18 protein-coding genes and 1 CRISPR repeat array are annotated in these 26,310 nt (G+C 43.3%); of the genes, 3 read left to right on the plus strand and 15 right to left on the minus strand.

Annotated elements, in window-relative coordinates; all coding sequences use genetic code 11:
- Nucleotides 1–147 precede the first annotated feature (147 nt).
- On the plus strand, nt 148–1,086 hold the full coding sequence (locus tag AC4OGX_RS08420; protein ID WP_493329770.1) for a tyrosine-type recombinase/integrase: 939 nt from the start codon (nt 148–150) through the stop codon (nt 1,084–1,086).
- Between the two features lie 58 nt (nt 1,087–1,144).
- Nucleotides 1,145–2,101, plus strand: a complete 957-nt coding sequence (locus tag AC4OGX_RS08425; protein WP_493329771.1) for an ATP-grasp domain-containing protein — start codon at nt 1,145–1,147, stop codon at nt 2,099–2,101.
- A 70-nt stretch (nt 2,102–2,171) separates the two neighbouring features.
- Here the strand turns inward: AC4OGX_RS08425 and AC4OGX_RS08430 are convergent, their stop codons facing one another.
- Complete coding sequence (locus AC4OGX_RS08430) at nt 2,172–4,610, minus strand: hypothetical protein (protein ID WP_493329772.1); 2,439 nt, start codon at nt 4,608–4,610, stop codon at nt 2,172–2,174.
- A gap of 166 nt (nt 4,611–4,776) precedes the next feature.
- Nucleotides 4,777–6,174, minus strand: coding sequence for a L,D-transpeptidase family protein (locus tag AC4OGX_RS08435; RefSeq protein WP_493329774.1), 1,398 nt, complete (start codon nt 6,172–6,174; stop codon nt 4,777–4,779).
- 197 nt (nt 6,175–6,371) lie between these two features.
- Between AC4OGX_RS08435 and AC4OGX_RS08440 the strand changes: the two genes are divergently transcribed.
- Nucleotides 6,372–6,881 (plus strand): GNAT family protein, encoded by a 510-nt coding sequence (locus AC4OGX_RS08440; protein WP_493329775.1) that lies wholly within the window; start codon nt 6,372–6,374, stop codon nt 6,879–6,881.
- A 161-nt stretch (nt 6,882–7,042) separates the two neighbouring features.
- Here the strand turns inward: AC4OGX_RS08440 and AC4OGX_RS08445 are convergent, their stop codons facing one another.
- The 13 genes from AC4OGX_RS08445 to AC4OGX_RS08505 form a co-directional block, all read right to left on the minus strand.
- A complete protein-coding gene (locus tag AC4OGX_RS08445; protein WP_493329777.1) occupies nt 7,043–9,325 on the minus strand; it encodes a xanthine dehydrogenase family protein molybdopterin-binding subunit in 2,283 nt (760 codons plus the stop codon).
- The gene (locus AC4OGX_RS08450) at nt 9,322–9,786 is read right to left on the minus strand and encodes a (2Fe-2S)-binding protein (protein ID WP_493329779.1); all 465 of its coding nucleotides are present in this window, start codon (nt 9,784–9,786) and stop codon (nt 9,322–9,324) included. The genes AC4OGX_RS08445 and AC4OGX_RS08450 overlap by 4 nt, the downstream gene beginning before the upstream one ends.
- Nucleotides 9,787–10,590 (minus strand): FAD binding domain-containing protein, encoded by an 804-nt coding sequence (locus AC4OGX_RS08455; RefSeq protein ID WP_493329781.1) that lies wholly within the window; start codon nt 10,588–10,590, stop codon nt 9,787–9,789.
- Between the two features lie 584 nt (nt 10,591–11,174).
- A complete protein-coding gene (locus AC4OGX_RS08460; protein ID WP_493329961.1) occupies nt 11,175–12,575 on the minus strand; it encodes an MFS transporter in 1,401 nt (466 codons plus the stop codon).
- Nucleotides 12,576–12,863: 288 nt separating this feature from the next.
- Nucleotides 12,864–13,889, minus strand: coding sequence for a zinc-dependent alcohol dehydrogenase (locus tag AC4OGX_RS08465; protein ID WP_493329783.1), 1,026 nt, complete (start codon nt 13,887–13,889; stop codon nt 12,864–12,866).
- 654 nt (nt 13,890–14,543) lie between these two features.
- A CRISPR array of direct repeats spans nt 14,544–15,497; the repeat unit is 32 nt; unit sequence ATTTCAATCCACGTTCCCGCGAGGGGAACGAC.
- Nucleotides 15,498–15,667: 170 nt separating this feature from the next.
- On the minus strand, nt 15,668–15,958 hold the full coding sequence (cas2, locus tag AC4OGX_RS08470; RefSeq protein WP_493329784.1) for a CRISPR-associated endonuclease Cas2: 291 nt from the start codon (nt 15,956–15,958) through the stop codon (nt 15,668–15,670).
- 9 nt (nt 15,959–15,967) lie between these two features.
- Nucleotides 15,968–16,999 (minus strand): type I-C CRISPR-associated endonuclease Cas1c, encoded by a 1,032-nt coding sequence (gene cas1c, locus AC4OGX_RS08475; RefSeq protein WP_493329785.1) that lies wholly within the window; start codon nt 16,997–16,999, stop codon nt 15,968–15,970.
- A complete protein-coding gene (gene cas4, locus AC4OGX_RS08480; protein WP_493329786.1) occupies nt 16,996–17,658 on the minus strand; it encodes a CRISPR-associated protein Cas4 in 663 nt (220 codons plus the stop codon). Before cas4 ends, cas1c begins: the two co-directional genes overlap by 4 nt.
- A complete protein-coding gene (cas7c, locus tag AC4OGX_RS08485; RefSeq protein ID WP_493329787.1) occupies nt 17,658–18,548 on the minus strand; it encodes a type I-C CRISPR-associated protein Cas7/Csd2 in 891 nt (296 codons plus the stop codon). Before cas7c ends, cas4 begins: the two co-directional genes overlap by 1 nt.
- Nucleotides 18,549–20,297 (minus strand): type I-C CRISPR-associated protein Cas8c/Csd1, encoded by a 1,749-nt coding sequence (gene cas8c / locus AC4OGX_RS08490; protein ID WP_493329789.1) that lies wholly within the window; start codon nt 20,295–20,297, stop codon nt 18,549–18,551.
- Nucleotides 20,294–20,953, minus strand: coding sequence for a type I-C CRISPR-associated protein Cas5c (cas5c, locus tag AC4OGX_RS08495; RefSeq protein ID WP_493329790.1), 660 nt, complete (start codon nt 20,951–20,953; stop codon nt 20,294–20,296). The genes cas8c and cas5c overlap by 4 nt, the downstream gene beginning before the upstream one ends.
- Nucleotides 20,954–21,005: 52 nt before the next feature.
- Nucleotides 21,006–23,162 (minus strand): CRISPR-associated helicase Cas3', encoded by a 2,157-nt coding sequence (gene cas3 / locus AC4OGX_RS08500; protein WP_493329792.1) that lies wholly within the window; start codon nt 23,160–23,162, stop codon nt 21,006–21,008.
- 243 nt (nt 23,163–23,405) lie between these two features.
- Nucleotides 23,406–26,216 carry an NYN domain-containing protein gene (locus AC4OGX_RS08505; protein WP_493329794.1) on the minus strand — a complete coding sequence of 937 codons (2,811 nt, stop codon included), beginning with the start codon at nt 26,214–26,216 and terminating at the stop codon, nt 23,406–23,408.
- Nucleotides 26,217–26,310: the final 94 nt, after the last annotated feature.

The following is a 26,310-nucleotide window of genomic DNA, read 5'->3' on the forward strand; positions in this document are numbered from 1 at the left end:
GTAGTGGTAAAAATGGAAACTTATACTATTTCAGGTATATCAGATGAGTATGCGATTGATTATACAAAGTATAAAACACAAGAGGTGATACTCGACATTTTTTTGTAAAACATTCATAATGATAAAAAAACTAAGGAGCTTCTACTTATGAAAAAACTAGACAAACTGCTGAAGGATTATCTGAAATACTGCAGGACTATCAAAAAATTGGATCCTAAGACATTAAAAGCATATCAGATTGATTTGACACAATTTCAAACCTTTGTGCTGACCCAGTCCGACTTTACCGACAAAACCGCTATTAACGAATTTATTTCCTCCTTACACGAAAAATATCAGCCTAAAACAACGAAACGGAAAATTGCTGCTCTAAAGGCCTTCTTCCGCTATTTGATCTACGAAGAACTGATTTCTTCCAATCCATTTGATAAAATAAGTGTAAAATTTCGCGAACCAGTCATATTGCCCCGTACGATCCCTGAACCCATCATTGAAGACCTTCTTTCCGCCATGTATCACTGTCAATCACAATCCAGAACCGAATATCAACGAAACTCCGTCCTTCGGGATATCGCTGTGATTGAATCGCTATTTGCTACAGGGGTCCGGATTTCCGAATTGTGCTCTCTGCGCCTGCAACAGGTTGATCTTGTTTCATTCAGAATTACCATCTATGGAAAAGGCTCCAAGGAAAGGATGATCCAGATCACTAATCCCGACGTAAAAAAAATATTGCTGGAGTACTACTCCGCTTTTAAGATGGATATCGCATCTACAGGATGGTTTTTTATAAACCGTTTACACCAAAGATTATCTGAACAATCTGTACGTTCTATGATTGTTAAATATCTGAAACTTGCAATGGTGGATATGCATATTACACCCCATATGTTCCGCCATTCCTTTGCAACTTTGCTTTTGGAAGCTGACGTTGATATCCGCTATATTCAGAAATTGCTGGGGCACAGTTCCATCAAAACGACCGAGATCTATACCAGTGTATCTATGACGAAACAAAATAATATACTGATGACGAAGCATCCGAGGAATACGATGAAGTGTGGGGGTGATTGCTTGTGTTCGTGACAGGGTGATTCATAAACCGACGATAATATATAGTTATCTATATATAGGAGGTGCTATTGTGAAGATTTTACTGCCTCAGGTGCACTATTTTTCAGCTATATGCATTTTAAAAATGTTACGGAAACTCCCTGCTATTTCACCCCAAATAATAGGCTGTTCTCAATCCCCTCAAAATATGGTCAACGGGGGATTACTGGTTGATGAATATTATGTAAGCCCGCCATTATCAGATGAAGGAGCATATGTTAGTTTTCTGGAAAAAATATGCAGACAATGCAGCATAGATATTCTTATATCTTCTGATGAGGACGAGCTGAAATTACTCAAGAAAAATGAGCATTTATTTCAATGTCTCTTAGTAATCCCATCGCTCAAAATACTGGAACTATTTACCGACAAGTTCGCAGCCAGTATAGAAATAAATAAGCTGGGGATTCCCATACCGCAAATCTATACCGATTTGTGTAATGTTGATAAAAATAGAAATAGCAAAATCATATTTCGTAAAAAAACCTCTGTCGCCAGCCAGGGGATATGGATAGCTGACTTAAATGATAATTACATTGAAAATCATTTTTCCAAGGATAATTTTATTCAAGAATACATAGGTGGTTATGAGTATACTGTGGATGTATTTTGTGATAAAAATGGCAACATGAAACTAGCTGTTCCGAGAAAACGACTCGATGTCCGAAATGGTGTTACATACAAATGTCAAATAGAGAAAAATGATTCCATTATTGCGGCCTGTGAAACTATTTATTCACATTATAATATTCCCGGGTTTTCGAATGTACAATTTAAGTTTCAGAACGGTACACCCTATTTTATTGAGTTAAATCCACGTTTTGCAGGGACCGGGATTGCAAGCAGCTTAGCATCTTTTAATATCATGCTTCCCTTTTTAGAACACTTCTATTATGATAAGCCCTTGGAATCTTATGAGTTTTATATGGGAACAGTTGCGTGGGATTCTATTATCACAAGATTTTATGAAGAGCTTATTTCTCTCTAATTATAGTGAATAATATTGTCAAGAAATAGCATCCAGCATTTCTTGACAATATTACAAATATACTCACATTTTAATAGAGAAGATCATATGTCCAATATTCTAGATAGAAGAGAACCCATTTTTTGTTCAATACAAATGCGTATTCTGGGTCAGTATAGTTATGGAATTTTGCCTTTACTATAGGGCACCATTCTTCTAATTCCTGTGCTTTTCTTTTATATTTGTTTGCTAAGTCTTCTTTATTAGTTATCGAATAATAATAGTAAACATCATAGTAAGCTGCAGAAACAATGGATTTATCCGGTTCTATATCAGTATATTCCAGTATTTTTTGAAGGATAGGTTCGCAATTGTTACATCTGTTATTTTCTATCATCCAAACCAATTTACAAATTTGTACCGCAATCTTATCGTAGGAAACCCTGGCAGACATTTCTGCTATGTCCAGATAATCCCATACTGATTCATCATACATACTCATATGCATACTTATAACAGCCTTATTTACCAAAAACATATGCTGCCCCATCTGTTTATTTAATAAAAGATTCTCTGCTTGTAATATGTAAGATAAAGCTTTCTGTGGACTGCCTAAACTCGAAGTAAAGTGTGAACATGTTATGAGGGATTTTCCTGCCTGCTGAAAGTTCTCTCTTTTTACAAAAAAGCGATAACTTCTTTTAATAAATTTTAGTGCCTTTTTACGTGGCAGATACATACATGTAAGCCGTAAAAAGTATCCATATTCATCATAATTACGATAACTTCGATTTTTCCTTATTTGCTTATAAATAGATATACACTCATCTGCTCTATTCAAAGATTTATAGCTTGATTGGACAATGATCATTAAATTCAATTTTTCCTGCGTTCCACAAGAAAAATTATCATAATATGTCTCGTAGATATGAATATTTTCCTCATGACGATCTAGGGCTGATAGATACAGCATTTTATAAAATAATAGCCTTGGTTCTGAAAGCAGAGAAAAAAAGGTCTCCATTATATTTAAGCACTTATATCCCTCTTGGTAAAGTTCAAACTCATAACATAGATCTAAGATTTCATAGTAACTATGTTTGTATTTTTTAACTTCTGTTTTAGTTTTCTCAATAAATGCTTCTAAAAATATCCAGGCTGTTTCCGGAGAAATATCAGTCAGAATACCACCCCTTAAATGTGAAATCAAGGTTCCTATTTTTTGCGGATATTTAACTTTGTATATTTCTAATAGAGCCAGCCAGGGAATGTCAGCTATCTCCTGTTCCGATACAGTAACAACTTTATTTATTAATAAATTCATATAATACTGTTCGTATCTTTGCAGAGCAATTATATTTGAATTCACTATTTCACGAGCAGAGCTATTTTTCCAAGAATCAGTAATTGATGCATGATGTATTGCAAAAGTATCTGTGTCCTTACTATCCAAGAAGCCTTCACCCGTTAATTCGTGGAAGGCATTTTCGATATCAGTTTGTGCGATATCTTTCGGAATAAGCCTTTTCAATATACTTTCCTTTAATTCCCCATTATTATGGATTATTATACCCAAAATCAAAAGGCTTGTTTTTGAAAGGAGCAGCAGTTTTTTGAGTACTTCATCATCCTTTTCACCGTCAACACATTCATTTCCATTATTAAGATTTGATGCATGAGCTATGATCTGTATTAGATTTCCATTTGGATGCTTATCGTAAAAATCTAATATTTTATTGCTGTATTCGTATGAAGATGGAATAATGTTTAATGCACGGGAAACAACATCTATGATATATTCCTTTGGTATCTGTTTTAACTTTAGTTTTTCTGTTCTCAGATCGTTTCTTCGAATATAGTTTTGTAAATCTATTAGCTGCTTTTCTGTAGTATTTTTGGTTAGTGTGTACTCAAATAGTAAAAAATGTTTTTTATACCTGGCAGAATATGCAATATCTATGATACTTTTCAAAGATGAATGATCTATATTTTGTATGTTATCAATAATCAGAAGAATTCTTTGCGTAGAAAAGATATATTTTAAATAATTTTTTCGAATATGCATTCCCCTGAGGCCACTGTCATATTGGATATTTTCGTAAGGACCTAATTTCCCGATTCTTCCAAAAGACATTTTTATAGTGTGTTTTAGTATAGATTTGGGCTTATCAATACAATCCTCAATATACTGTTTGGTTATGTAACTATTCATGATTTCATCATGAGAAATATATGAATTATAATCAATAAAACAATTATTTATCTCTTTTGATTCTTTATCGATCTCGTCAAAAAGTTGATTAAATACTTCCCATTCATTATACTTATTTCCACTATTTTCCGGAAAAGTTCGAATACAGATCGGTTTAATTTCATCTGTATCTATTAGTGATACTATTTTATTTGTCAGGGTAGATTTTCCTACTGCCGTAGTGGCATATAAAAATTGTACGATAGTTGAATCCGCATCATATATTCTCCTCAATATTTCCCCAGACTCAATATCTCTGTCTAAACATTCATCTACCATTGCCAAAATTCTCCTTTAGTGTATCGGAATTATCTTTTTGTAAAGAGGATAACTATATATTATCCGTCGTTCATAACCCAGTTACAATTATAGTCCTGAACATTGACCATTACAATAATAACTTCTTACTAAACAACACGGAAATAACATGTTCATCCCCGTATCTTTAATAATGCATCACCACCGGAGTCCCCGGTGAGATCATACTATAAAGCGCTGCCGCCCCATCCAGCGGCATATTGATACACCCATGTGATCCTATGCTCCAGTACAGATCCCCTCCAAATGCCGGCTGCCAGGTCGCATCATGGAATCCGACTCCGCCCCAGGTTACCTGCATCCAGTAAGACACAGGTGTCCGGTATTCCGGCTCTCCTGTCTCAGGCACAATGTTACCGACCAGTGTAGCATTCGGCTGCATGTATAAAATATCATACACACCTGACGGTGTAGAATGCTCATATGGTTTCCCCGTCACGACTGCAGTCTCAAATGCCACATTTCCATCCACGATATACCACATATACTGCTCACTCAGATCAACCTCGATGAAGGTCTTTCCCCAGTCCTGCGGCTCATGAGTTGCTGCCCGCTGTTCATACGCAGGTTCCTTAGTTACTGTCTCCCCTGCTTTAATACTGGCAATCAAGGCTTCTGCTTCCGCCGCTTCGTCGAAAGCCCAGCCATATGTCCCGCCATACACTTCGGTTGCTTTCCCCCATGGGGTCGTCAGTGGCCTGGTTGCATAGAGAGTTTCATATTTGGCAGCAAAATTATTCATATATTCTCTGGCCTTATCTTCATGAAACGTAACATTCATATTTTCATCAAATGACACCCACTCTGAGATCAGCTTCTTGTCCACCACTTCCTTCTGAGGTGCCATGTCATAAGTGATGCTCGCTTTACAATATTGGTTGAGCGCATCACAGGCAGCCGCTACCTCTTTAGAATCTTTAGTATACTTTGGTTTCTGATAGCAGTCCTCTTCTTTCAGGTTGACTGACTCTGCTAAATTGCAGACTGCATTTTTGATTGTTTCTTTTACCTTTTCCTGATCCACCTTTGTTCCGAGCACTTCCGGTTTTACCTCAAACTTTTCTCCGTTAAATTCGGGTTTCGCATTCTGCGGCTCCGTTTTCCCCTCATTCTGAAAGCAGTCGAGTAACTCCACCTTCTCCTCCAGCTTTTTTTCATCGAAGGAAAAATCTACTTCCACATCCAACTGGTTTTTCTTCCAGAACATAGACGGCCATAAAAAGGCATTCTGCCTCTCCATCGCATGTTTTAAATCCTTATTTTTAACATACTTTATTGAGATTTCTTCTCCCGACAGTGTTTCCTTCTCCCCTTCGTTTGGCAGAATAGTTAAACGATAATTCTCTATTTGTTTCTTAAAAAACTTTTCTGCATCCTCCGTTGTCTTCATGGAAAAGTCAACACCATTGATCTGTGTACCATTATAGAAATGATTCATAAAATAAACAGATACACCTATATATGCACAGGTTAAAGCCCCCGCTGTGATTCCTAATGTAAGTAATAGTTTCCTCCTGCTGCCCATCAAATATGTCCTCCTCATTTGTATACTTCTATCATTACATTAAATAGACAGTTTTTCAAGCAAAAAGGTTTCATAATTCAGCTTTTTTTCTAATTGCTTAATAAAAGAATCCGTTTTACAATAATAACATGACACCAGGGTCAAAAGGTATTTTGCCCCATGACCTCTATGAGAACATTTGAAAGGTTATTATCATTATGAAAATCAGAAAATCACAAATGACAGATCTTGATACATTGCTGCATATGTATGAAAAGGCCCGTGCCTTCATGTCAAGCCATGGGAATCCACATCAATGGGGGAATTCATATCCACCCAAGCAGATGGTTGCACAGGATATAGAAGATGGCTGCAGCTATGTATGTGAAGAAGACGGGAAGATCATCGCAACTTTCTATTATAAAGAAGGGCGGGATGACACCTATATGAGAATCTATGACGGACAGTGGCTCAACGATTCTCCTTATGGAGTCGTACACCGTATCACTTCGGACAGGACAGTAAAGGGAGCTGGAACCTTCTGCCTCAACTGGGCGTTTGAACAATGCGGGAACTTAAAACTCGACACCCACAGAGATAATGTAGTCATGCAGCATACTCTGGATAAGAATGGTTTTAAATACTGTGGGATCATATACACGGATGACGGTACCCAGCGCCTCGCCTATCAGAAGTCAGCCAAAGAACAAGAAACAGGCAGTAAATAACAAGCTGCAAGGCCGCCCAAATTATTCTGCCAACATTTCATCCAAAACGAAAAGAGACTGTTACAAAATAAAGTCTGGCGACGGATTGGGAGATCGGTTCGATCTCCCAATCTTTCTGTCTTAAACTCATATTTTATAACAGTCTCTTCTTTCTTTTCCTATCAGATATTCTGTCCGCGCATCCCCCAGTAGATCTTCTCAGATGTGATCGGCAGTTCACGGATCATCACCCCTGTGGCATTCTGTACCGCATTGGAGATTGCCGGCGGCGGAGTGTTGATAACGATCTCACCGATAGATTTTGCACCAAACGGACCTGTCGGCTCGTAACTGCTCTCGAATTCCACCCGTATCGTTCCCACATCCAGGCGGGTCGGTATCTTATACTGCATAAAAGAATTACTGAAATTCTTTCCTTTTTCGCTGTATACAATATCCTCATACAAAGCCATGCCGATCCCCTGTGCAATACCGCCCTCTGTCTGAAGTCTTGCCAGATTCGGGTTGACGACGGTTCCACAGTCCACGACTGCCACATAATCAAGAAGCTCGATCTGCCCTGTCGCCTTGTCGATCTCAACCTCTGCCATACCCACCATAAACGGCGGCGGGGAAACCGGTGAGCTGAACGCCTCGGTTGCATACAGTGCTTCTTCATTATTACACATCACCTGGTTACCGATATCCATTCTGGAAATACTCTCGCCATTGTTCAGATTCGTTACCTGCTTTCCGTCAAATTCTACATCTTCTACAGAACAGCCCAGGTATGCCGCACCCTTTTCGCAGATTTTCTCCCGCAGTTTTTCACAGGTCTTCACAACAGCCATTCCCGTCACATATGTTGTGCTGGATGCATAAGAACCGCAGTCATATGGGGAGGCATCCGTATCTACACCATGCACAATGATGTCTTCCATCTCACAGTCCAGACACTCTGCCGCCATCTGGGCCAGGATCGTGTCACATCCGGTTCCCATGTCGGTTGCACCGATCATCAGACTGTAGAATCCGTCATCATTAACCTTGATTCCCACGGATGCCGTATCCACGGCGGAAATACCGGAACCCTGCATCGCCATTGCTACACCCACACTTCTGACTTTTCCATTTCCCATATCGCGGCACGGATACTTCTCGTCCCAGCCGATCATATCCTTGGCACGCTGCAGGCAGCGGTCCAGTGCACAGCTGTTCGCTGTCTCGCCATAGTAAGCAGGCATAACCTGACCTTCCCTGACAATATTTTTTTCGCGTAAGGCAACCGGGTCCATACCCATTTTCTCAGCCAGCTCATTGACCGCCGACTCCACGGCAAAAATCCCCTGGGTCGCACCATATCCTCTGTAAGCCCCGGCAGACATTACGTTTGTATACACGACATCATAGTTAAAACGGTAAGCCTCTGTTTTTCCGTATAACGGGATAGACTTGTGGCCGGACAGCCCCACCGTTGTCGGTCCGTGCTCACCAAATGCCCCTGTATTGGACAAGGTATAGACGTCGATTCCCTTGATGATCCCGTCCTGATCTGCTCCTACACGGACATGGATCTCCATCTCGTGACGCGGAGAAGATGCGATAAAAGACTCCTCTCTCGTGTAAATGATCTTCGCAGGCTTCCCTGTTTTCCATGTTACCAGTGCCGGATAGACCTCTGTAACAACCGTCTGCTTGGCTCCGAAACCGCCGCCGATCCTTGGCTTGATCACGCGGATCTTTGACTTCGGAACATCCAGTGCATTTGCCAGGATACGGCGCACATGGAACGGAACCTGTGTGGAGGACACGATATTCAGTCTTCCATATGCATCCAGATATGTATAGGTTCGAAACGTCTCCATCATGGCCTGCTGGTTCGCTTTTGTATGATAAACTCTGTCTACCACATACTCACAGGATTTCAGAACAGCATCCACATCTCCTGCAGAGTCCTCCTCATGGGCACACAGGTTCCTCTTGTTGTCCGCTCCAACCGGAACAAGGCTCCTCCAGTTATCCTCAGGGTGTACCAGGATCGGATTGTCTTTCGCCTTACAAAAATCCAGAACCGGCTCCAGAACTTCATATTTTACCTTGATCAATTTTAATGCTTTAGTGACTGCTTCCCTGCTTGTCCCAGCCACGATCGCAACGGCATCTCCTACAAACCGCACACGCTCATCCAGGATCAGCCTGTCATAGGGGCTTGGCTCCGGATAGGTCTGGCCTGCCATGGTAAAGCGTTTGTCCGGGCAGTCTTTATAAGTCAGGATACACTCGATCCCCTCCACAGCTTCTGCCCTTGATGTATTGATGTCCTTAATCAGGGCATGGGCATGAGGGCTGCGCAGAATTTTTACGATCAGACAGTCGGACGGAGCCAGGTCATCCGTATAGACTCCTTTCCCAGTCACCAATGCCTTGGAATCCACTTTGGGGATTGGCTGATTTACCACTCTCATGAGCGCACCTCCTTTTTAAACTGCAGATACTTCTGGATGGCACGAAGCTGTCCCATATAGCCCGTACATCTGCATAAATTACCTGCCAGATACTCTTTGATCTCATCAATATCAGGATCATCCAGCTCCCGCATCATCGCCAGCACATTCATGATAAATCCCGGTGAGCAGTAACCGCACTGCTCTGCCCCTTCCTTTGCCAGGAATTCGCCAAACGCTTCTGCCTCAGCCTTCACTCCTTCTAAGGTAGTAATCTCCTGTCCGTCCACACTGGCAGCCAGGATGGAACAGGAAAGCCGGGATTTCCCATTGATCCACACGGTACACAGACCGCAGTTGGTGGTCTCACATCCGCATTTGACACTGTGGCATCCCAGATCCCTCAGTACATCTAACAGAATCGAATCCGCGTTCACCTCTGTGGTCATCTGTTTTCCATTTAACTTGATCTTTATCTCCATCTATTTGTCCTCCGCTAAAATCGAACGCATCGCACGCATGATCAGGACCTCTGCCAGATGCTGCCTGTACTTCGCACTGCCTCTCATATTCGTACCATATTTAAACTGCGCTGCTGCTTCTTTTGCATAGATTTCCAGCTGTTCATCGGAAATATCTTTCGAAATCTCCCATTCCTTTTCCAGAACCTCCGCCTTCATCGGCCGGGCACCGATGGAAAAATACCAGGTTTCCTTTCCGTGTACCGGTCCTGTCACAACTGCACATGCCAATACCGGAAAATCCGTCTTTGTCTGGCGGATAGAGCTGTAATGCAGCTTTCTCTTACTTTTTCTGATAATGATCGAAACAAGAATGTCCTTATCCCGTTTATGATTCACAAACTCAGACAGACGGATCGTGCCGCCGTCATATAATTCTACAAATGTATCCAGAGCCAGGAGGCAGGTCAGCACATCGGAAAACCCGAATCTTCCGTAAATACTTCCCCCCACAGTGGCCTGATTGCGGAACTGCACACCCACAATATGGCGAACAGACTCTGCAATAGAATCCCCATAGGCTTCCCGAAGCCCTTCATGGAGCTCCAGCTGCCTCAGTGTACACATCGCACCGATCTTAAACGTATGCTCCGTCTCCTCAATCTGATCCAGTCCCAGATCCGATAAATCTATCAGCGTCTGTACCTTTGCATTTCCAAGCCGCATCCACATCATACCGCCCATCACACGGGCATTCCTGGCCTGATTCAATTCATATGCCTCTTCCAGGGATTTCGCTTTCACATAATTGTTAATCGTAAGCAAAATAGCTCTCCTTTCTCCTACACCAATCCTCATCTGCCTGCTGGTAACGTCAAAACGGGGATTCTCACCCCGCCTGCACTCTCCTCATAATCTCATAACCGCCAGCGCGAAAAAAAGGTGTAAATGCTGATTGTCATTCACACCTTGTCGTTTGCTTATCATATCATAAATGTCTGAATTTGTCAAAGAATGACATTTGTTTAACGAGTGGGGGACGATGCGGAAAAGGGGTCGCCTGAGGGAAAGCAGGGAGGCGGGGGGTGGAGGAATGCCATCGGATGTTTTTGGGGCAGGGCGCTTAGTGAAGAAACACTAAATGTCCCGAAAACATCCGATGGCATTCCTCCACCCCCCGCCTCCCTGCTTTCCCTCAGGCTGCGCCTATCGGATCGGTAGGTTCCACTCGCTAAACGTAGGGATGTCGCGGAAGGGCAACGGAAGGAAATGCAGCCACACACAGCATCTGCTATGTGGCGAGCTCTCTGGAAACGCCTGGAGGAGTGAACTTTCCTTCTGACCGGATGAACCAGCCTGCCGAAAGCCCCAGCGGGTGCGCCTGGGGCTTTCGGCAGGCGTCCCCCCTCTTATAATTTTCGTTCCTGGATTTCGCTTACGATCTGGTTATAGCGTTTTTTATTTAGGCGGTAGAAGAACAGTACGCCCCCGGTTACTACCCACAGGATTCCCGGGATGGTTGTGAAGGAGTGTTTCATGACTGCGAGCACTGCCTCATTCTGCTGCTGATTTGCCACATAGCCGGCTGCGCCGAGAACCAGGGCCAGAAGGGAAGTTCCCAATGCCATTCCGATTTTATTTCCAAGGGAAATGAAGGCATATTGGAATCCATCGTTGCGCAGTCCGGTCTTCCACTCTCCGTATTCCACGCAGTCGGGAATGATCGCATAGATGGCGGTGTTGAAACCAGAGAAGAAAAACTGGGTCAGTCCGGATACTCCATAAAATAATACCGGGGAGGTGCGGACGCTGAACAGGTACAGGCTCAACATGCTGATCCCGGTCAACAGCGCAAATATGGAGGCTGCCCTGCCTTTGTTATTGGTCCATTTAAAGAGCATTGGAAAACATGCTGCTCCGATAATGGATGGGATGATGATGCACATGGAATAGGTGGTAAAGAAGGCTTTATTTCCTTCCACATAGGTAAAATAATAGAGTGCGTCGGCGTTTCTTCCATATAAGGTAAATCCGAATAACAGCTGTCCGATCAAGGCTAGTATGTATGGCTTATTCACGAGGACTGACTTTAACTGGCGTTTTAGTGACACCTTCTGTTTCTCAGGGATCGTAATAACCTCTTTTGTTTTCGAAAAACAGAAAATGTGGCAGGCAGCGAAAATACATCCGTAAATGACAGCGATCATCAGATATCCCCTTTTCTCATCTCCGGCCCCAAGCCTCGTGATCAGCGGGACTGTGATAATATTGATCACTCCAATCGCGATCATGGCTGCAACAGAGCGGAAGGTGTTGATCTGGGCACGTTCTTCTATATTCTGTGTCATAGCTCCGCATAATGTTCCGTAAGGGATATTCACACAGGTGTATCCCAGCACTAAGATGCAGTAAGTCACTGCCATGTAGACAATCTTAGCTGTGGATGACCAGTCCGGATGCGCCCAGAAAGTGAGCATCAGGATGACTGCGGTCAGCGGCGCGGCAATCAGAAGCCATGGGCGGTAACGTCCCCATCTGGTCTTTGTCTTATCTGTCAGACTGCCGATCACCGGGTCATTGATGGCATCCCAGAATCGGGAAAACAACATCAGTCCCGCAACCGCGCTCATGCTGATACCGAATACATCTGTATAAAAGATCATTAAAAAATTTCCTACGAACATCCAGCTGAAGTTACATCCCACGTCTCCCATTCCATAGGCAAGCTTACTGATCAGCGGGACTTTTACATTTGTATTTGTGGCCTGTTTATCCGGCGCATATTGATCCGGCCTGTTTATATCTGACATATTTTTCTGATCTCTGCCCCTCGAAGATATTTTCTGATCGATAGGATTCCGATATGCTTCATTCACATTTACAGACTTTCGTTCTGCTATACCTGCACTGCGTGCTCCGATACCCATTTTACTTTCTCCTTCCCTTTCTTACCTGCGACATCTATCTGATATTCTCCCGGCCCCTCGTTGTTATGAGCGGACGGGAAAATACTTCTTTAAATTCTCAAAACGTATTCTGAAATCTACTCCGCAGTTTCCTTGATAAAACGTTTTGCCGCTTCCTTGATACGGTTAAGATTACTCCTGAACGTTAATGATCACCTTCATCGTCGTCTCTCTGTTTTCATCTATGTATTCATAGGCTTTTGCATAATCACGGAAGGAAAATGCCTTAGAAATCAGCGGTTTCAGGTGCACTTTCTCCTCATTCACCAGGCGGATAGCATCGATATAATCTTCATTCCGGTACATCATAGTCGTATTCAGATCCAATTCATGGTCATTGAGTACGGCAAGATCCACCTGTGCCATTCCCGCAAAAACTGCAACCAAGATGATCGTACTGCCTTTTCTTGCGTACTGTATAGCCTGCCCCATTGTGATATTATTCCCGGCACAGTCATAAATCACATCCGCTTTGTCTGGGCCAAATACTCTCAGCATGGCATCCCCAAAATTCTCTGTTTTTGTGTTAGCCGTGTACTGGATACCGCATTCCTTCGCTTTTTCAAGCCGCACATCACTGATATCTGTAACCAGGACAGTTTCTGCCCCCATCCCCAATGCAGCCTGAGCTACCAGGTTGCCAATCGGACCTGCCCCTAATACAGCAATCTTCAGTCCACTCACATCTCCGGCACGCCTAACTGCATGAACTGCTACAGCCAGAGGTTCGATCATAGCTCCCTCTTCATAACTCATTCCTTCTGGAAGAAGTGTTACTTTATGTGCATCCACCGCAAAATATTCGGATGCTGTCCCTGTTGTCTGGAATCCCATAACCTTGAGCTGTTCACAAAGATTGTACTTTCCGTGGCGGCACGGGTAGCACTCCCCACATACAACCTGGGGCTGGATAGTCACCTTTTGTCCCACCTCAAAACCTTTTACACCTTCTCCAAGCTTTACAATCTTAGCGGAAACCTCATGTCCCTGTGTAACAGGATAAGATGTAAAAGGGTGCTGCCCATGATAAACATGGATGTCTGATCCACATATCCCGATATTCATCACTTTTACGAGTACTTCTCCTTCTGCCGGTTCTGGTGTAGGTACTTCCTGAAATGTAATCACTTTTGGTTCTGTCATAACTTGCTGTAACATATTCATATCCTCCCTGATTTTATTTTTTCTTTCTTGTTTATCTTTTATTAAATGTTTTATTAAAGTAATTATATTATTGTATTTAAGAAGTAAAAAGTCAATATATTTTTTAAAATTTTACCTGTTTCGGCTAATTGTACAAAAAACAAAAGGAAAATTTATGCACTTTTTCGTAGTTCTGCAGCACCCCACCTGCAAGACATATATCGCACAACATTTTCTAGGTTTATATATTGCAAAGTGTGATTAAACTTATAGTTTTCAATAAAATTAAACTTCATTTTCTCAGAATACAACGATATTGTTATAGTCCCTCTATGACTCGAGTGTAGCCTTCTGTTCAAAGCACAAAGGGAATAACCATATTCAAAAAATAATAGGGAATTTCAATCGAAGAAATATTTTCTATTGATATTAGAATGAGAACTACTTTAAAAGAACTGTAAACAGAGAAAGAAGAAGTATGACATGCTTATTATGTGAGTTTTCTTGTAGAGGCTAGATGTAACACATGTATAGGCCAAAAACTAATTCTTCTTTCCCTGCCTCAAGAGGGTTAATTATACAAAGGGAGTAGATAAGTTTTTCAAACTTCAACCGCTTTCCTCGAAGGAGCGGCTCATCGGCCAGCGAGTTTGCCAGGGCAATACAGACATCTCAATCCTCGTTCCTGCGAGGGGAACGACCAGTATGAAGTTACTACTTGATAAAATAATGTATACTTCAATCCACGTTCCCGCGAGGGGAACGACTGTATTCTGCTTTCTTTCCAAATGCCACACATTCATTTCAATCCACGTTCCCGCGAAGGGAACAACGCTTGCATTTTCGATTGCAATGGGAATATTCATATTTCAATCCACGTTCCCGCGAGGGGAACGACCCACCAGGGCCGTGTGATGCGTTTCATTCAGAAATTTCAATCCACGTTCCCGCGAGGGGAACGACGGACAAGCTGGAGCAGATGGATCTGAATACATTATTTCAATCCACGTTCCCGCGAGGGGAACGACTCTTTGCAGGTAATTCAGAAGAATATGATTTGGTCATTTCAATCCACGTTCCCGCGAGGGGAACGACGGGAAACATACTCATGTTTATTTCTCCTTCCTAAAATTTCAATCCACGTTCCCGCGAGGGGAACGACTATCGGTACGGGTATTTGTTTTTATATCGTTTTATTTCAATCCACGTTCCCGCGAGGGGAACGACTATCATGCCAGACGGTGCGATATACGCTTGATAATTTCAATCCACGTTCCCGCGAGGGGAACGACAATGCTGGAAGAAATAATTTCTGTGAAATGGACAATTTCAATCCACGTTCCCGCGAGGGGAACGACCTAATGGAGTTTCTTTTTTGTATTCAAACTATGGAATTTCAATCCACGTTCCCGCGAGGGGAACGACTTTCCGATCGGTGATATTATGCCTGAAATACAGATTTCAATCCACGTTCCCGCGAGGGGAACGACTGCCACGGTTCCCGGATGTTCGTAATCCAGAAAGAATTTCAATCCACGTTCCCGCGAGGGGAACGACGAAAGGATGCGAAAAGAACTACCAAACCACGAAAATTTCAATCCACGTTCCCGCGAGGGGAACGACAGCAAATATATCCAAATATCCTATCTTAGTCCTCTTACTATTTGTGCTATATCACAGTTTTCTTCGGATATATTTCCATTTTAAATCTTTTTACTAATAATATCTATAGTTTTTGTGCAGTTTTTCTGGTGCGAATCCCCCGGGATTTTCATGTGTGCTTCACATTCGCACTACAAAATGAGAGGTTCATCCACAGCAATTCCCCTATCAACACCCACATGCTCCACCTTAGTCTTATACTTGTTTCCTAAGTAGTAAAATCTCAGGCTGTCCACTTCTTCATCTATGATTTCTGTCAAAATAGACTTCAGCATTACACATTGTGCATTGTCCAGGATACACTCAAAAACTGAGTTCTGCACACGTCTCCCGTAATTAACACATTGCTTTGCAACCTTCCTCAGTCTCTTTTTACCACCTGCCGTCTCTGTATTAACATCATACGTGATCAATACCAGCAAAGTATCACCTCACTTCCATAAAAATGGCGGATACGCATCCAGGTCCCCCCGCAGATATCTTGCCAAAAGCATTGCCTGCACATAGGGAACCATTCCCCACTCTACCTTCTCTTTTAAATATGGATGAGTCAGCATTTCTTTTTTCCTGTTCTGCCATTCTGAAAGAAAACGTTTCCTGGCATCATCTTTCATCAAAACAGCACCATTCTCTTTCTTTAGAAAGTCCTTCGCGCTGACTACTTTTTTATTGATGACCGAAAGGACAAAACGGTCTGCCAGCACAGGACGCAGCTCCTCGATCAGATCCAGGGCTAATGATACTCTTCCCGGACGTTCTGTGTGCATCATTCCAATATAAGGATCTAATCCCACTGTTTCCAGTGCAGATGCAATATTGTTTGCCAATAACGTATAAACAAAAGACAGCATTGCATTCACATTATCTGTCGGCGGCCTTTTATTCCTGCCTTCAAATGAGAAATCCTTCTTCTGCTGCAGAATCATCTCATCGAATACACTAAAATAAACACTGGCGGCTTCTCCCTCATATCCTCTCAATTGATCCATAGATTCGCTATTTTGCACTGCAACAGCCGCATCCTTGAGCATCCCGGAAGCATGTTTCACTTTTTCGGTATCAATTTGCATACTGTGGTCTCGTATAGACCTCTCTAAGACCCATCTTGCATTATATACTTTTCCAATAATACAGTTTTTCGCTATCCCAAGGCTCACTGTTTCATCCCGCACCGCCTCAAACTGCTTTCTTCTCAGTACGACATTTCCCTTCACATTTCCAGTCACACGCGCCAGAAACTTTCCGCTTGGACTTACATAACAAAGAGAGATATTTCTGTCAGCACATGCCCCCATTAAGGCCGGGCTCGTTCCCCTGTAGCCGAATGAAACAATGCCTTCCAGGTTATGCAGCGGAAGCCTGCCAATCTCCTTATCTTTATCCAGCACGACAATATTTTCACCATCTAAAGCCAGGTAACTATCCTGTGATGTGACATATAAGGTATTCAAAAGTTTCTTCATTCCTCTTCCTCCAAAGCCAGCTTCACATATTCTTTTGCAGACATTGTTTTTCCAAGCCCCGGCAGACAGATGTCTTTCAGTGAACACCCATTGCAGCTTTTACTCCACTTGACCTTAGGGGTATACTGCCGCTCATAATATTGATGCATCTCCCTGAACATGTCCCGAACCCGTTCCCTTAATTTGGCTGTTATCTCTACTACTTCACGCCGCCTTGTTTCGCCATAGAAGACAGCACCCTCCGGTATTTCTGTAGAAAACATTTCTTCTAAACACATGACCTGGGCCGCCATCTGCAGAATATCCTCATCTGAGATCTTTGGTTTTCCTTTTTTATATTCAACCGGATAGATACGGTAAAGACCTCGATGCCCCTGGATATGTACGCCCTCTTCGCTCTTATGAAATTCTACTACATCGCACTCTCCGCTTATGCCCAGTTCCCGGGAGGATACCGGCAGTGATCTTGTGATCAATAGATCTTTTCTGTTTTCCGCCAGATACGGATCATGTACTTTCTTGTGCATCAATTCACCTACTACTGTATGTACATTTTCCGCCCATTGCTGTTCTATATGAATTAAGGCCCACTGCCTGCGGCAAAACTGAAAATGTTGGATACCGGATATCATCAAATAATCTTCTTCCTTATATTCCATTATATTTTCCTTATCATCTCAACTGTTTCCGGAATCTGTTCCTTATGGACCGTCACTTCATAATCCTGGTATTTTCTTGGATAAATCACATCCTCTTTCCGCTTCACTTCTACAGCCTCAAACAGTTTATAGGCAGGACAGTCTCCCAGTTCCCTGCTGTGCTTGAATACGATCAGTTCTCTGACCGACATTTTTCCTCTTGCTGCTGAATGGTCGTGTTCAAACATATTGATGACTGCCTCCCACAAAAGTTCGAGATCATCCTCTGAAAATCCGGTGACCTTTCTTGCAAGATTTGCGGAAATATAGCCTTCTGCCCTGTAAAGTCCATAAGGTACGATATTCTTTCTTCCCATCTCTGTGCTCTTATTTCCCGCATCCTTTTCTGTTGTGATCGCCACCCTTGTGATCGTCACCTCCTGGCTGATGATCGGGTCAATACTCCTGGCAAATCCAAGCTGTACCGGTCCCCTGACTTGTCCGCAGTTTAAAGAGGCCTTTACAAATGTAGTCATTACAGCCCCGAAGGTTCTGATATCATAGAAGTTTTTACACATAAAGTCTCTGATTTTCTGATCTGCTTCCGGATCATTCTTTTTCAAATCTTTTTTCTGATCTTCATCAATTCCCAAATACTCAAACGCCTTATTATCACTTCGATTCAAAGGCACATTTTCTTTGATATATATCTGGTACCCCTCCTCCTCTTCTTTTACCATCTCCACATAATTACGGATTTTCCTCTTCAAACATACATCAGTCACCAGACCGTATCCGCTTTCCGGATCAATTCTCGGCATATTTCCCGCATCAGGGTCTCCATTGGGATTGCCATTCTCTACATCGAATAATACAACAAATTCATACCTGTTCTTAATCACTTCACTCATTTACTTTTCCTCCTTTTTCTCGTAGCGTTTCTGAACCTGATGGTAATATCCTAAAATAAACATCCCCTGCTCTTCCAAATTAAGCCGGCGTGGAAATGCGGCAGATGGCCCGTCATTCACTTCTATCTTTCCCTGCAGTTCGGTCAGTATTTTTTCATAATAAATCTTTTTCCTGGGCTCAAGTTTCCGAATATGACTGTTCTTAAGTTTTTGAAGAATAGGAAATACTGAAGCCGGCGTCGCACATGCCGAGTTAAAATACCGGTCTTTGATCGTTGCGTTAATTCCCGGATTTGCATCCTCCTGAATCGCCTCCAGTACAGCAAATTCCCTTCCTAATACATATGCTGCATCTTTACACTGTTCGTTTAATCCCACAAATGTGCCCTCCTTCATCCATTGCTTTCCATGATTCCGTATCAAACATGCCCTGATAATTGCTGCTCTCCCCCAGGTAATTCTTCCTTGTTCTGCACGTATCCGTATCATCACATTACTATATAAACTTTCTGGATACCTTCTCCCGGATAAAATTGCTTCAAACACGGATGCCGCCATATTAGGCTGTGGCTTTTTATCTTTTGATTTCTGGTTTACCGTCTCCATCAGCATTCTCCAGACACCTAAAAACTCCTGAGTATCCCAGGATGGCTTTACAATTTTCATCTCCTCATAATGTTCCTGCAGATTAGATAAAATTTCCCCAAAATGATTCTGATAGAAAAATCTCACCGACAAGCGTGCCGCATTAGGAGCAAGTCCAAGGAGATAGAATCTTTGCTCCGGATTAATTTGGATCCCTTCTATGTCGATACTGCGGCCTGTCTGCAGGTTAGAAAAGACCCCTTTTAACATCTCCTGATTATCTTCTGCTGGTTCCATGGAATCCATGAACAGCCTCTGGTACATCTCTTCTCCATCTTCCGCCCAGAATACAATCGTCGTATCCCCCAGCGTGAAAACATATTCCCGGTTAGACAGTAAATAGTTCAATGCTGTCGTATAAGCAAACATTGCATATTTCCCTACCGGGGCATTGTAGCTCTGCCCCTTCCCATAAGACTCAAAAGCCGGAGCATTAAACGATACCAGAGCTGCTCCGCTGGACTGTGCCCCCTGAACCCCTTTGATCGCAGTATGGATCCTGGATATTTCCGTTTTACTGCCAGTGACAAGGCAGACTGCCCCCGCCTCACCGCCTTGTGTCTGCAGGCTTTTCTCCCATATTTCACGTATCGCATGATCCTCATGGGCAAATCGAGCCCCCACATTGAAGATCAGATTTCCTCCTGCCGTGATGTCTTCCCACTTTTCGAGAATCTCTTCATTTTCTTTGGCCTGTGAAGGATCCCACTTCAAAAAGAAATTTTTAACAGCCAAGGCTGCCTCACTATGTACTGTTTCCAGCAATTCGCAATGCTTCTTTTTTGCTGCCTGAAAACACTCCGTGATACGTCTGCCTGTCCCATCCTTGTCGATTCCCAGTATATACTTTGAATTGTCACACAGAAAATTGGCAGCTACTCCCGATGAGCGGGATACCATCTGCGGGACTTCGATCAGCTGTGGTGTCCATGCAGTCTTTTTACCCCGCTGTACTTCCTGTTTCAGCGAAATAACGCCCAACAGATTCCCCTCAACATCAAGATCCAATGCATAGGAGACCTTTGCCTGACACCATCCTTGTCTCGACACTTTACCCTGTTCTGCCAAGGTCTCATAGTGCTTTACCAAAGCATTCAGTATCATCGAACCACCTCACAGTCTCTCAAATCCAATACACCCCCGCGCATGACTGCCCTAAAAAACATAGGCTGTATATTCTCTGGATCTGAGTAATCCATATCATATAGCATGAAGCCTAAATCCTTTTCTTCCACCTTGTCATAAGCGCCATGCGGCTCTTCTTCGCAAAGGCAGAAATTTACCGGGAATTCACGGCAGCCAAAATAGGGTGTGTGATAGCATTCCCCACGCTTTAACCGCCTCATAATAATGTCCTTGAATTTTCCCGGGTTGTCAGTCTCATTGGCTTTGTCCGTCATCTCGAAGTGGGCCTCAATGACATACTCAACATCTTTTAACAATAGTGAGGCTCTCTGCACGATATCCTCTTTACTGCTGATGAAAAGTTCCTTTTTAGCACCATTGTAGACCGATAATGCATTGTTTGCAGAGATCTTGCTTTTCACCTCATTTCTGCGGATCGATGTAAACTGTATTGGTTTCAATACATGGATACAGTCAATCTTCCAGCACATGCCCGGATGCCAGTAGATAGCTTCCAAAATCCCCCGCGCTGCAGAGGGTGTCATCACATCGTAGCTGCAGCGTTCTACCTTCATTTCGGGTCTGCTAAAAAGGGCATAATCCCCCCAGACCTTGACTTTAACTCCGATTCCCATTTCTGATCTCATCTCCTTTCTTCGCTCTTGATTCTTATGAATTCAAAACATTTTAAAACCACAGATCACTTCCCAGTTCTACATCGATCCGCAGTCCAGTTTCCTCTGAATAATCTTCACAGCTTCGCAAGACGAAAAATTCCTCTTTCAATTCTTCCGATACTTCTGTAACCATCCCTGCACTATACAATTTTTGAAAAAGATTGTCATACACATTCACACAGTATTGCGAGGCTTCCCGCATCAGGTCCTTTGCAGCCCCTTTATATTTCAGCTCTTCCGCTATTTCTACTGCACGCGCATCTCTTGGGATCAGAATCGTCTTTGCAGCCTGCTCAATCAGCTTGAATTCTTGTCCAACCTTGGCAAATGCAAATCTCCCTTTTTGAAATTCTCCCAGTATATTCTTCCTGTCGAGGGCTTCCCCTTTAAAGCGGTAGAGTCCTGCAAAATATGCCTCTATAGCATCAAGTGACGATAGATCTTCATATTTCCTGATGATCTGTTTTGCTGTATCTATCTGCTGCTCCTGTCCCGGAATCCTCTGCGCATCCTCCATTTGAAAGATATAAGTAAAGCTGTCTGAGAGATCCCTTTTTCCTTCCCTGTTGCATCGTCCTGCTGCCTGGATCATAGAATCCACTCCGGCGAGCTGTCTGTATACCGTCTGAAAATCTAAGTCGACCCCCGCCTCCACCAGGCTGGTAGCGATCACAATACATTTCGTCCCTGATTTCAACCCTTCCCGTATAGCAGCCAGCCTCGCTTTCCGATGTTTGGGATACATAAAAGTCGAAAGATGATAAACCCCTTCGCCTTTTAATTCCTCATACACCTTTCTCACGCCTTTTTTCGTATTTAAGATACACAATGCCTGGTTTTCAACTTTTAGCCGTTCCAAAAGCTCTTCTTCTGAGATTCTCCCTAAATCTTTTAGCGTGGATCTCTTGAAAAAGTGGAACTGCTCTTCCATACGAGGACACAATTCCAGGCAGTCCATATCCGGTGAGAAAAAAGCCCTGAGTGATGGCTGTGTTGCAGTACATAACACAATACTGCTCTGATAGTGCCGTATCAATTCTTCCATGGCCGCAATACATGGCTTTAAATAATCATTGGGCAGCATCTGGGCTTCATCAAAAATAATAATGCTATTCGCAATGTTATGCAGTTTCCTGCATTTGGATGATTTATTGGAAAACAGCGACTCAAAAAACTGTACATTTGTTGTTACCACTATCGGTAAATCCCAATTTTCAGCTGCCAGCTGTTTAGGCTTGAGTTCTTCCGAGCTTCCATAGTCTATATTGCTGTGATGTTCCAATACATTGTTCTCCCCTAGAATGTCACAAAAAACTTTCGCATTCTGCTCAATAATGCTGGTATAAGGAATCACATAAATAATACGCTTCATTCCATGCACTGCCGCATGATTCAATGCAAACGCCAGTGATGCAGCTGTTTTCCCGCCTCCGGTAGGAACGGTCAGACGAAACAGGCCCTTTTTCTCACTTCCCTTTTTTATACAACTCTTAAGGATCTCCGTTCTTCGCCCGTTGATCGTATCTCTGTCTTCATTCACAAGCCAGCCGGATATGTAACGATTTAGTTTCTCCAAAAGTACAGGAATCTCCTCACCCGCTGTTCTTTCTGTTTCTCCATCCCTCATAAATCCTTCCGTATCAAGATAATCCGCATCTACAAGGCAGGAATATAACATGCGAATCAAAAAACTCATGGCAAAACTAGGATCTTTTCTGTCAGCTGTCCGGAAAAACGGAGTCTTCAACAAAGGAATCGTGATCTCTTCTTTATATGCTTGATAAGGTTCCACCTTCTTTTTCATTCTGCCCATAAAGGTTCCCCGCACTCCAGTATCCACACTTGTGCCTGTATCCGAAAGACCGGCATGATGACCGGCAATGCAATAAGCCAGCGCTGTGTAAAAACCGCCTTTTTCTTTCCCTAATTCCTGACATAATTGGGCTCCTGCCGTGGCATGATCCACTTTTGCCTCATTACCTCTGATACGGTTTTGAAATCTTTCCGAGTATTTTCCTATATCATGAAGCATACCGCAGCAATATCCCCAGTCTCCATAACAGAATTCTGATGCGAATTCCCCGGCTAATTTTGCCACACCTTCTAAATGTTCTTTTACACTTTGTTCCCGCAGACCGTCTTCACTGATATGTGCCACATATTTCATTTGCTTTTCATTTCTTTCATTTTCATGTGATTATGATACCTCAAACACGCTATTTTTCCGCTTTTACACTTTCTATAATTATACCTCAAATCCTTGCTTTTGGATACTGGATTCCTCATTTAAAACAGAATACCTTAAAACAAAATATCTCCCTGAAACAGCCAGCATCAGAAAAATGTATATAAAGAAAACGGCTGATTAACAGTTTTTCCTCTGTTACTCAGCCGTCTGATTTTGGAGCAATTATTTTGTTTCTTTTCCTAGTCGTACATGTTCCATTTTCTTCGCTAGATCCTGACTCATGTGATCAAAGAGATAATTCCGATCTTCCGGGATCTGCCCCAGGAATTCACTTCGAATCTCTTTCATCATCAGTTCTACCTCTTCTTTTAATCCCAGTGCAGAAAGGCGCTGCGCTCCCTGCCCTAAGATGATCACCTGTTCCAGTGCATCGGAGGTGGCCACAGTAACCTGATATTTCCTGTTCATCCTGCGCACAGTCTTCTCGATGTACTGATCCGCGGTCTCCGCCTCTTTTGTGTAGACCACGTAAATATTGTGGTACTTTAGGACCTCTCCCGGATTTCCCTCTACCTTATATGCATCAAAGACCAGAATGAGGGTACATTTTCTATACCCCTGATAATTACACAGGATGTCCATCAGCTTATCTCTGGCACTCTCGATATTGATCTGGGCCAGTTCCTTTAACTCCTCCCATGCGAAAATAATATTATATCCGTCTACGAGCAGGTACTCCTCCTGCTTTCGCTTCTCATTCTGCCGCTCTGCCCATTTCGGATCCGGAGTCCCCTTTTCCTTTGCATGCACGGTTACCGGAGTGGAGCTTACATTTCTCCTGACCGGATCCGGAGTCTTTCTATAGATCGCATCCAGCTCCTTTTCCGTCAATTCGATCCGGGAGGATGACTGGCTTTGCAAAGGTATATAGGCAGTCTCCCTGGTCTCATCTCCAGACTTCCATGCATGCTCAAGATGCATGTATTCCTCCACCTGGTCCCACTTAACTACGAATCCGGCACCGTGTGCACAAAAAACAGAACCGGTCGGATTCTCAAGATCCGCTTCCGAATCATATCCCACAGCCTCAATGATCTCCTCCTGGTTATGGCAGGGCTCATATCCTTTTAAGCTGCAGAACAAACGCCCGTGGCCGCCGGTATAGGAGAGAAATTCGCTCTGGTATCCTCTCATTTCTGATACCGGAGCGCTCCCCTTTAGAACAGACATTTCCCCGTCAGTCTCAGGATGCTCGAACTGACCATGCATTTTCTGGATATCCGCCATGGCTCTGCCGATATTGGCAGAAGGTACCTCGATCCGAAATTCATACCATGGCTCTAAAAGGATGCTCTTCGCCTTCTTTAAGCCCTGGCGCACAGCGCGGTATGTTGCCTGTCTGAAATCCCCGCCCTCCGTATGCTTGAGATGGGACTTTCCGGCGATCAGTGTCATCTTCATATCAGTAATCGCAGAACCTGTGAGAACTCCTTTATGCTCTTTTTCCTCCAGATGTGTCAGAATCAGCCGCTGCCAATTCCGATCCAGAACATCTTCACTGCAGTCTGAGAAAAATTGAAGGCCTGTCCCCCGCTCTCCCGGTTCCAGCAGCAGATGGACCTCCGCATAATGGCGCAGTGGTTCAAAGTGTCCAACACCTTCTACTGCCTCCTCGATCGTTTCCTTATATACGATATTTCCGGCGCCAAATTCAACTGCCACGCCAAATCTCTTGAAAATGATATCTCTCAGTATCTCGATCTGTACCTCTCCCATCAGCTGTGCATGAATCTCCCCTAACTGCTCTTCCCATACGATATGGAGCTGAGGCTCTTCCTCCTCCAGCTGCCTTAGCTTCAACAGCATGCTGTGCACATCACAGTCCGACGGCAGCTGGATCTGATAGGTCAGAACCGGCTCAAGGAGAAACATGTCTGTGGCTTTTTCAATCCCGATCCCCTGCCCCGGATAGGTGGTGCTAAGCCCTGTCACCGCACAGACGCCTCCTGCTTCGACCTCCTGTGCCAGCTCATACTTCGCACCGGAATAGATACGGATCTGGTTGATCTTTTCCTCCATCCCCGGAAGCATATCCTTCACATGAAGACATCCGCCCGTCACTTTTAGATAGGTCAATCTGTTTCCCTGATCATCCCTTGCAATTTTATAAACCTTTGCCCCGAATGTTTCTGGATATTCCCGGCAGTCCGTAAACTCTCTCAGTCCATTAAGGAGCTCTTTTACACCATCCAGACGCAGTGCAGAGCCAAAGTAGCAGGGAAATACCTTACGGTCTTTAATCGCACTTATCACAGAATTTTTCTTAACCCTTCCTGTCTCAAGGTACTCTTCCAGCATCTCTTCCTCACAGACAGCCAGATTCTCAAGCCATTCACCGCTCATAAATCCCGGAGGATTCGAACCTTCTGCCTGGCCCTGACTATTTAAAGTTTCCAGACTATCTACATCTTTCAGACTCTCTGCATTTTCCAAACTCTCTGAATATTGAAGACAGGTTGCTTCTCTAAAGTCTATGCATCCGTCACTTAATCGTTTCTTTAGTTCTTTTAGAGTTACTTCTCGGTCAGTCCCATCCTGATCCATCTTATTAATGAACAGGAAGACCGGGATCTCATACTGCTTAAGTAAACGCCAGAGCGTAGCAGTGTGTCCCTGTACTCCATCGGCACCGCTGATCACAAGAACCGCATAATCCAATACCTGCAGTGTCCGTTCCATCTCTGCTGAAAAGTCTACGTGTCCCGGTGTGTCTAGCAGAGTAATGTCAAGATCCTTCCAGGAAAGAACCGCCTGTTTCGAGAAAATCGTGATTCCTCTGGCCCGCTCTAACTCAAATGTATCTAAGAAAGCATCCTGGTGATCTACCCTGCCAAGTTTACGGATGCTGCCGCTTGTATACAGCATACTTTCGGATAATGTTGTTTTACCTGCATCCACGTGGGCCAGTAGACCAACGCTGATATGTTTTGAAAGTCCCTTTTTATAGATTTTATTTTCAGACGCATTTTCCATGAAAATACCCCTTTCTGCGCTATAATTATACATTCGTAATCATAGCACAAAAAGGGGGATAAGTCGATAAGTATTGTTTCATACCCAACTCTAA

This window comes from Faecalicatena sp., from assembly GCF_058819085.1.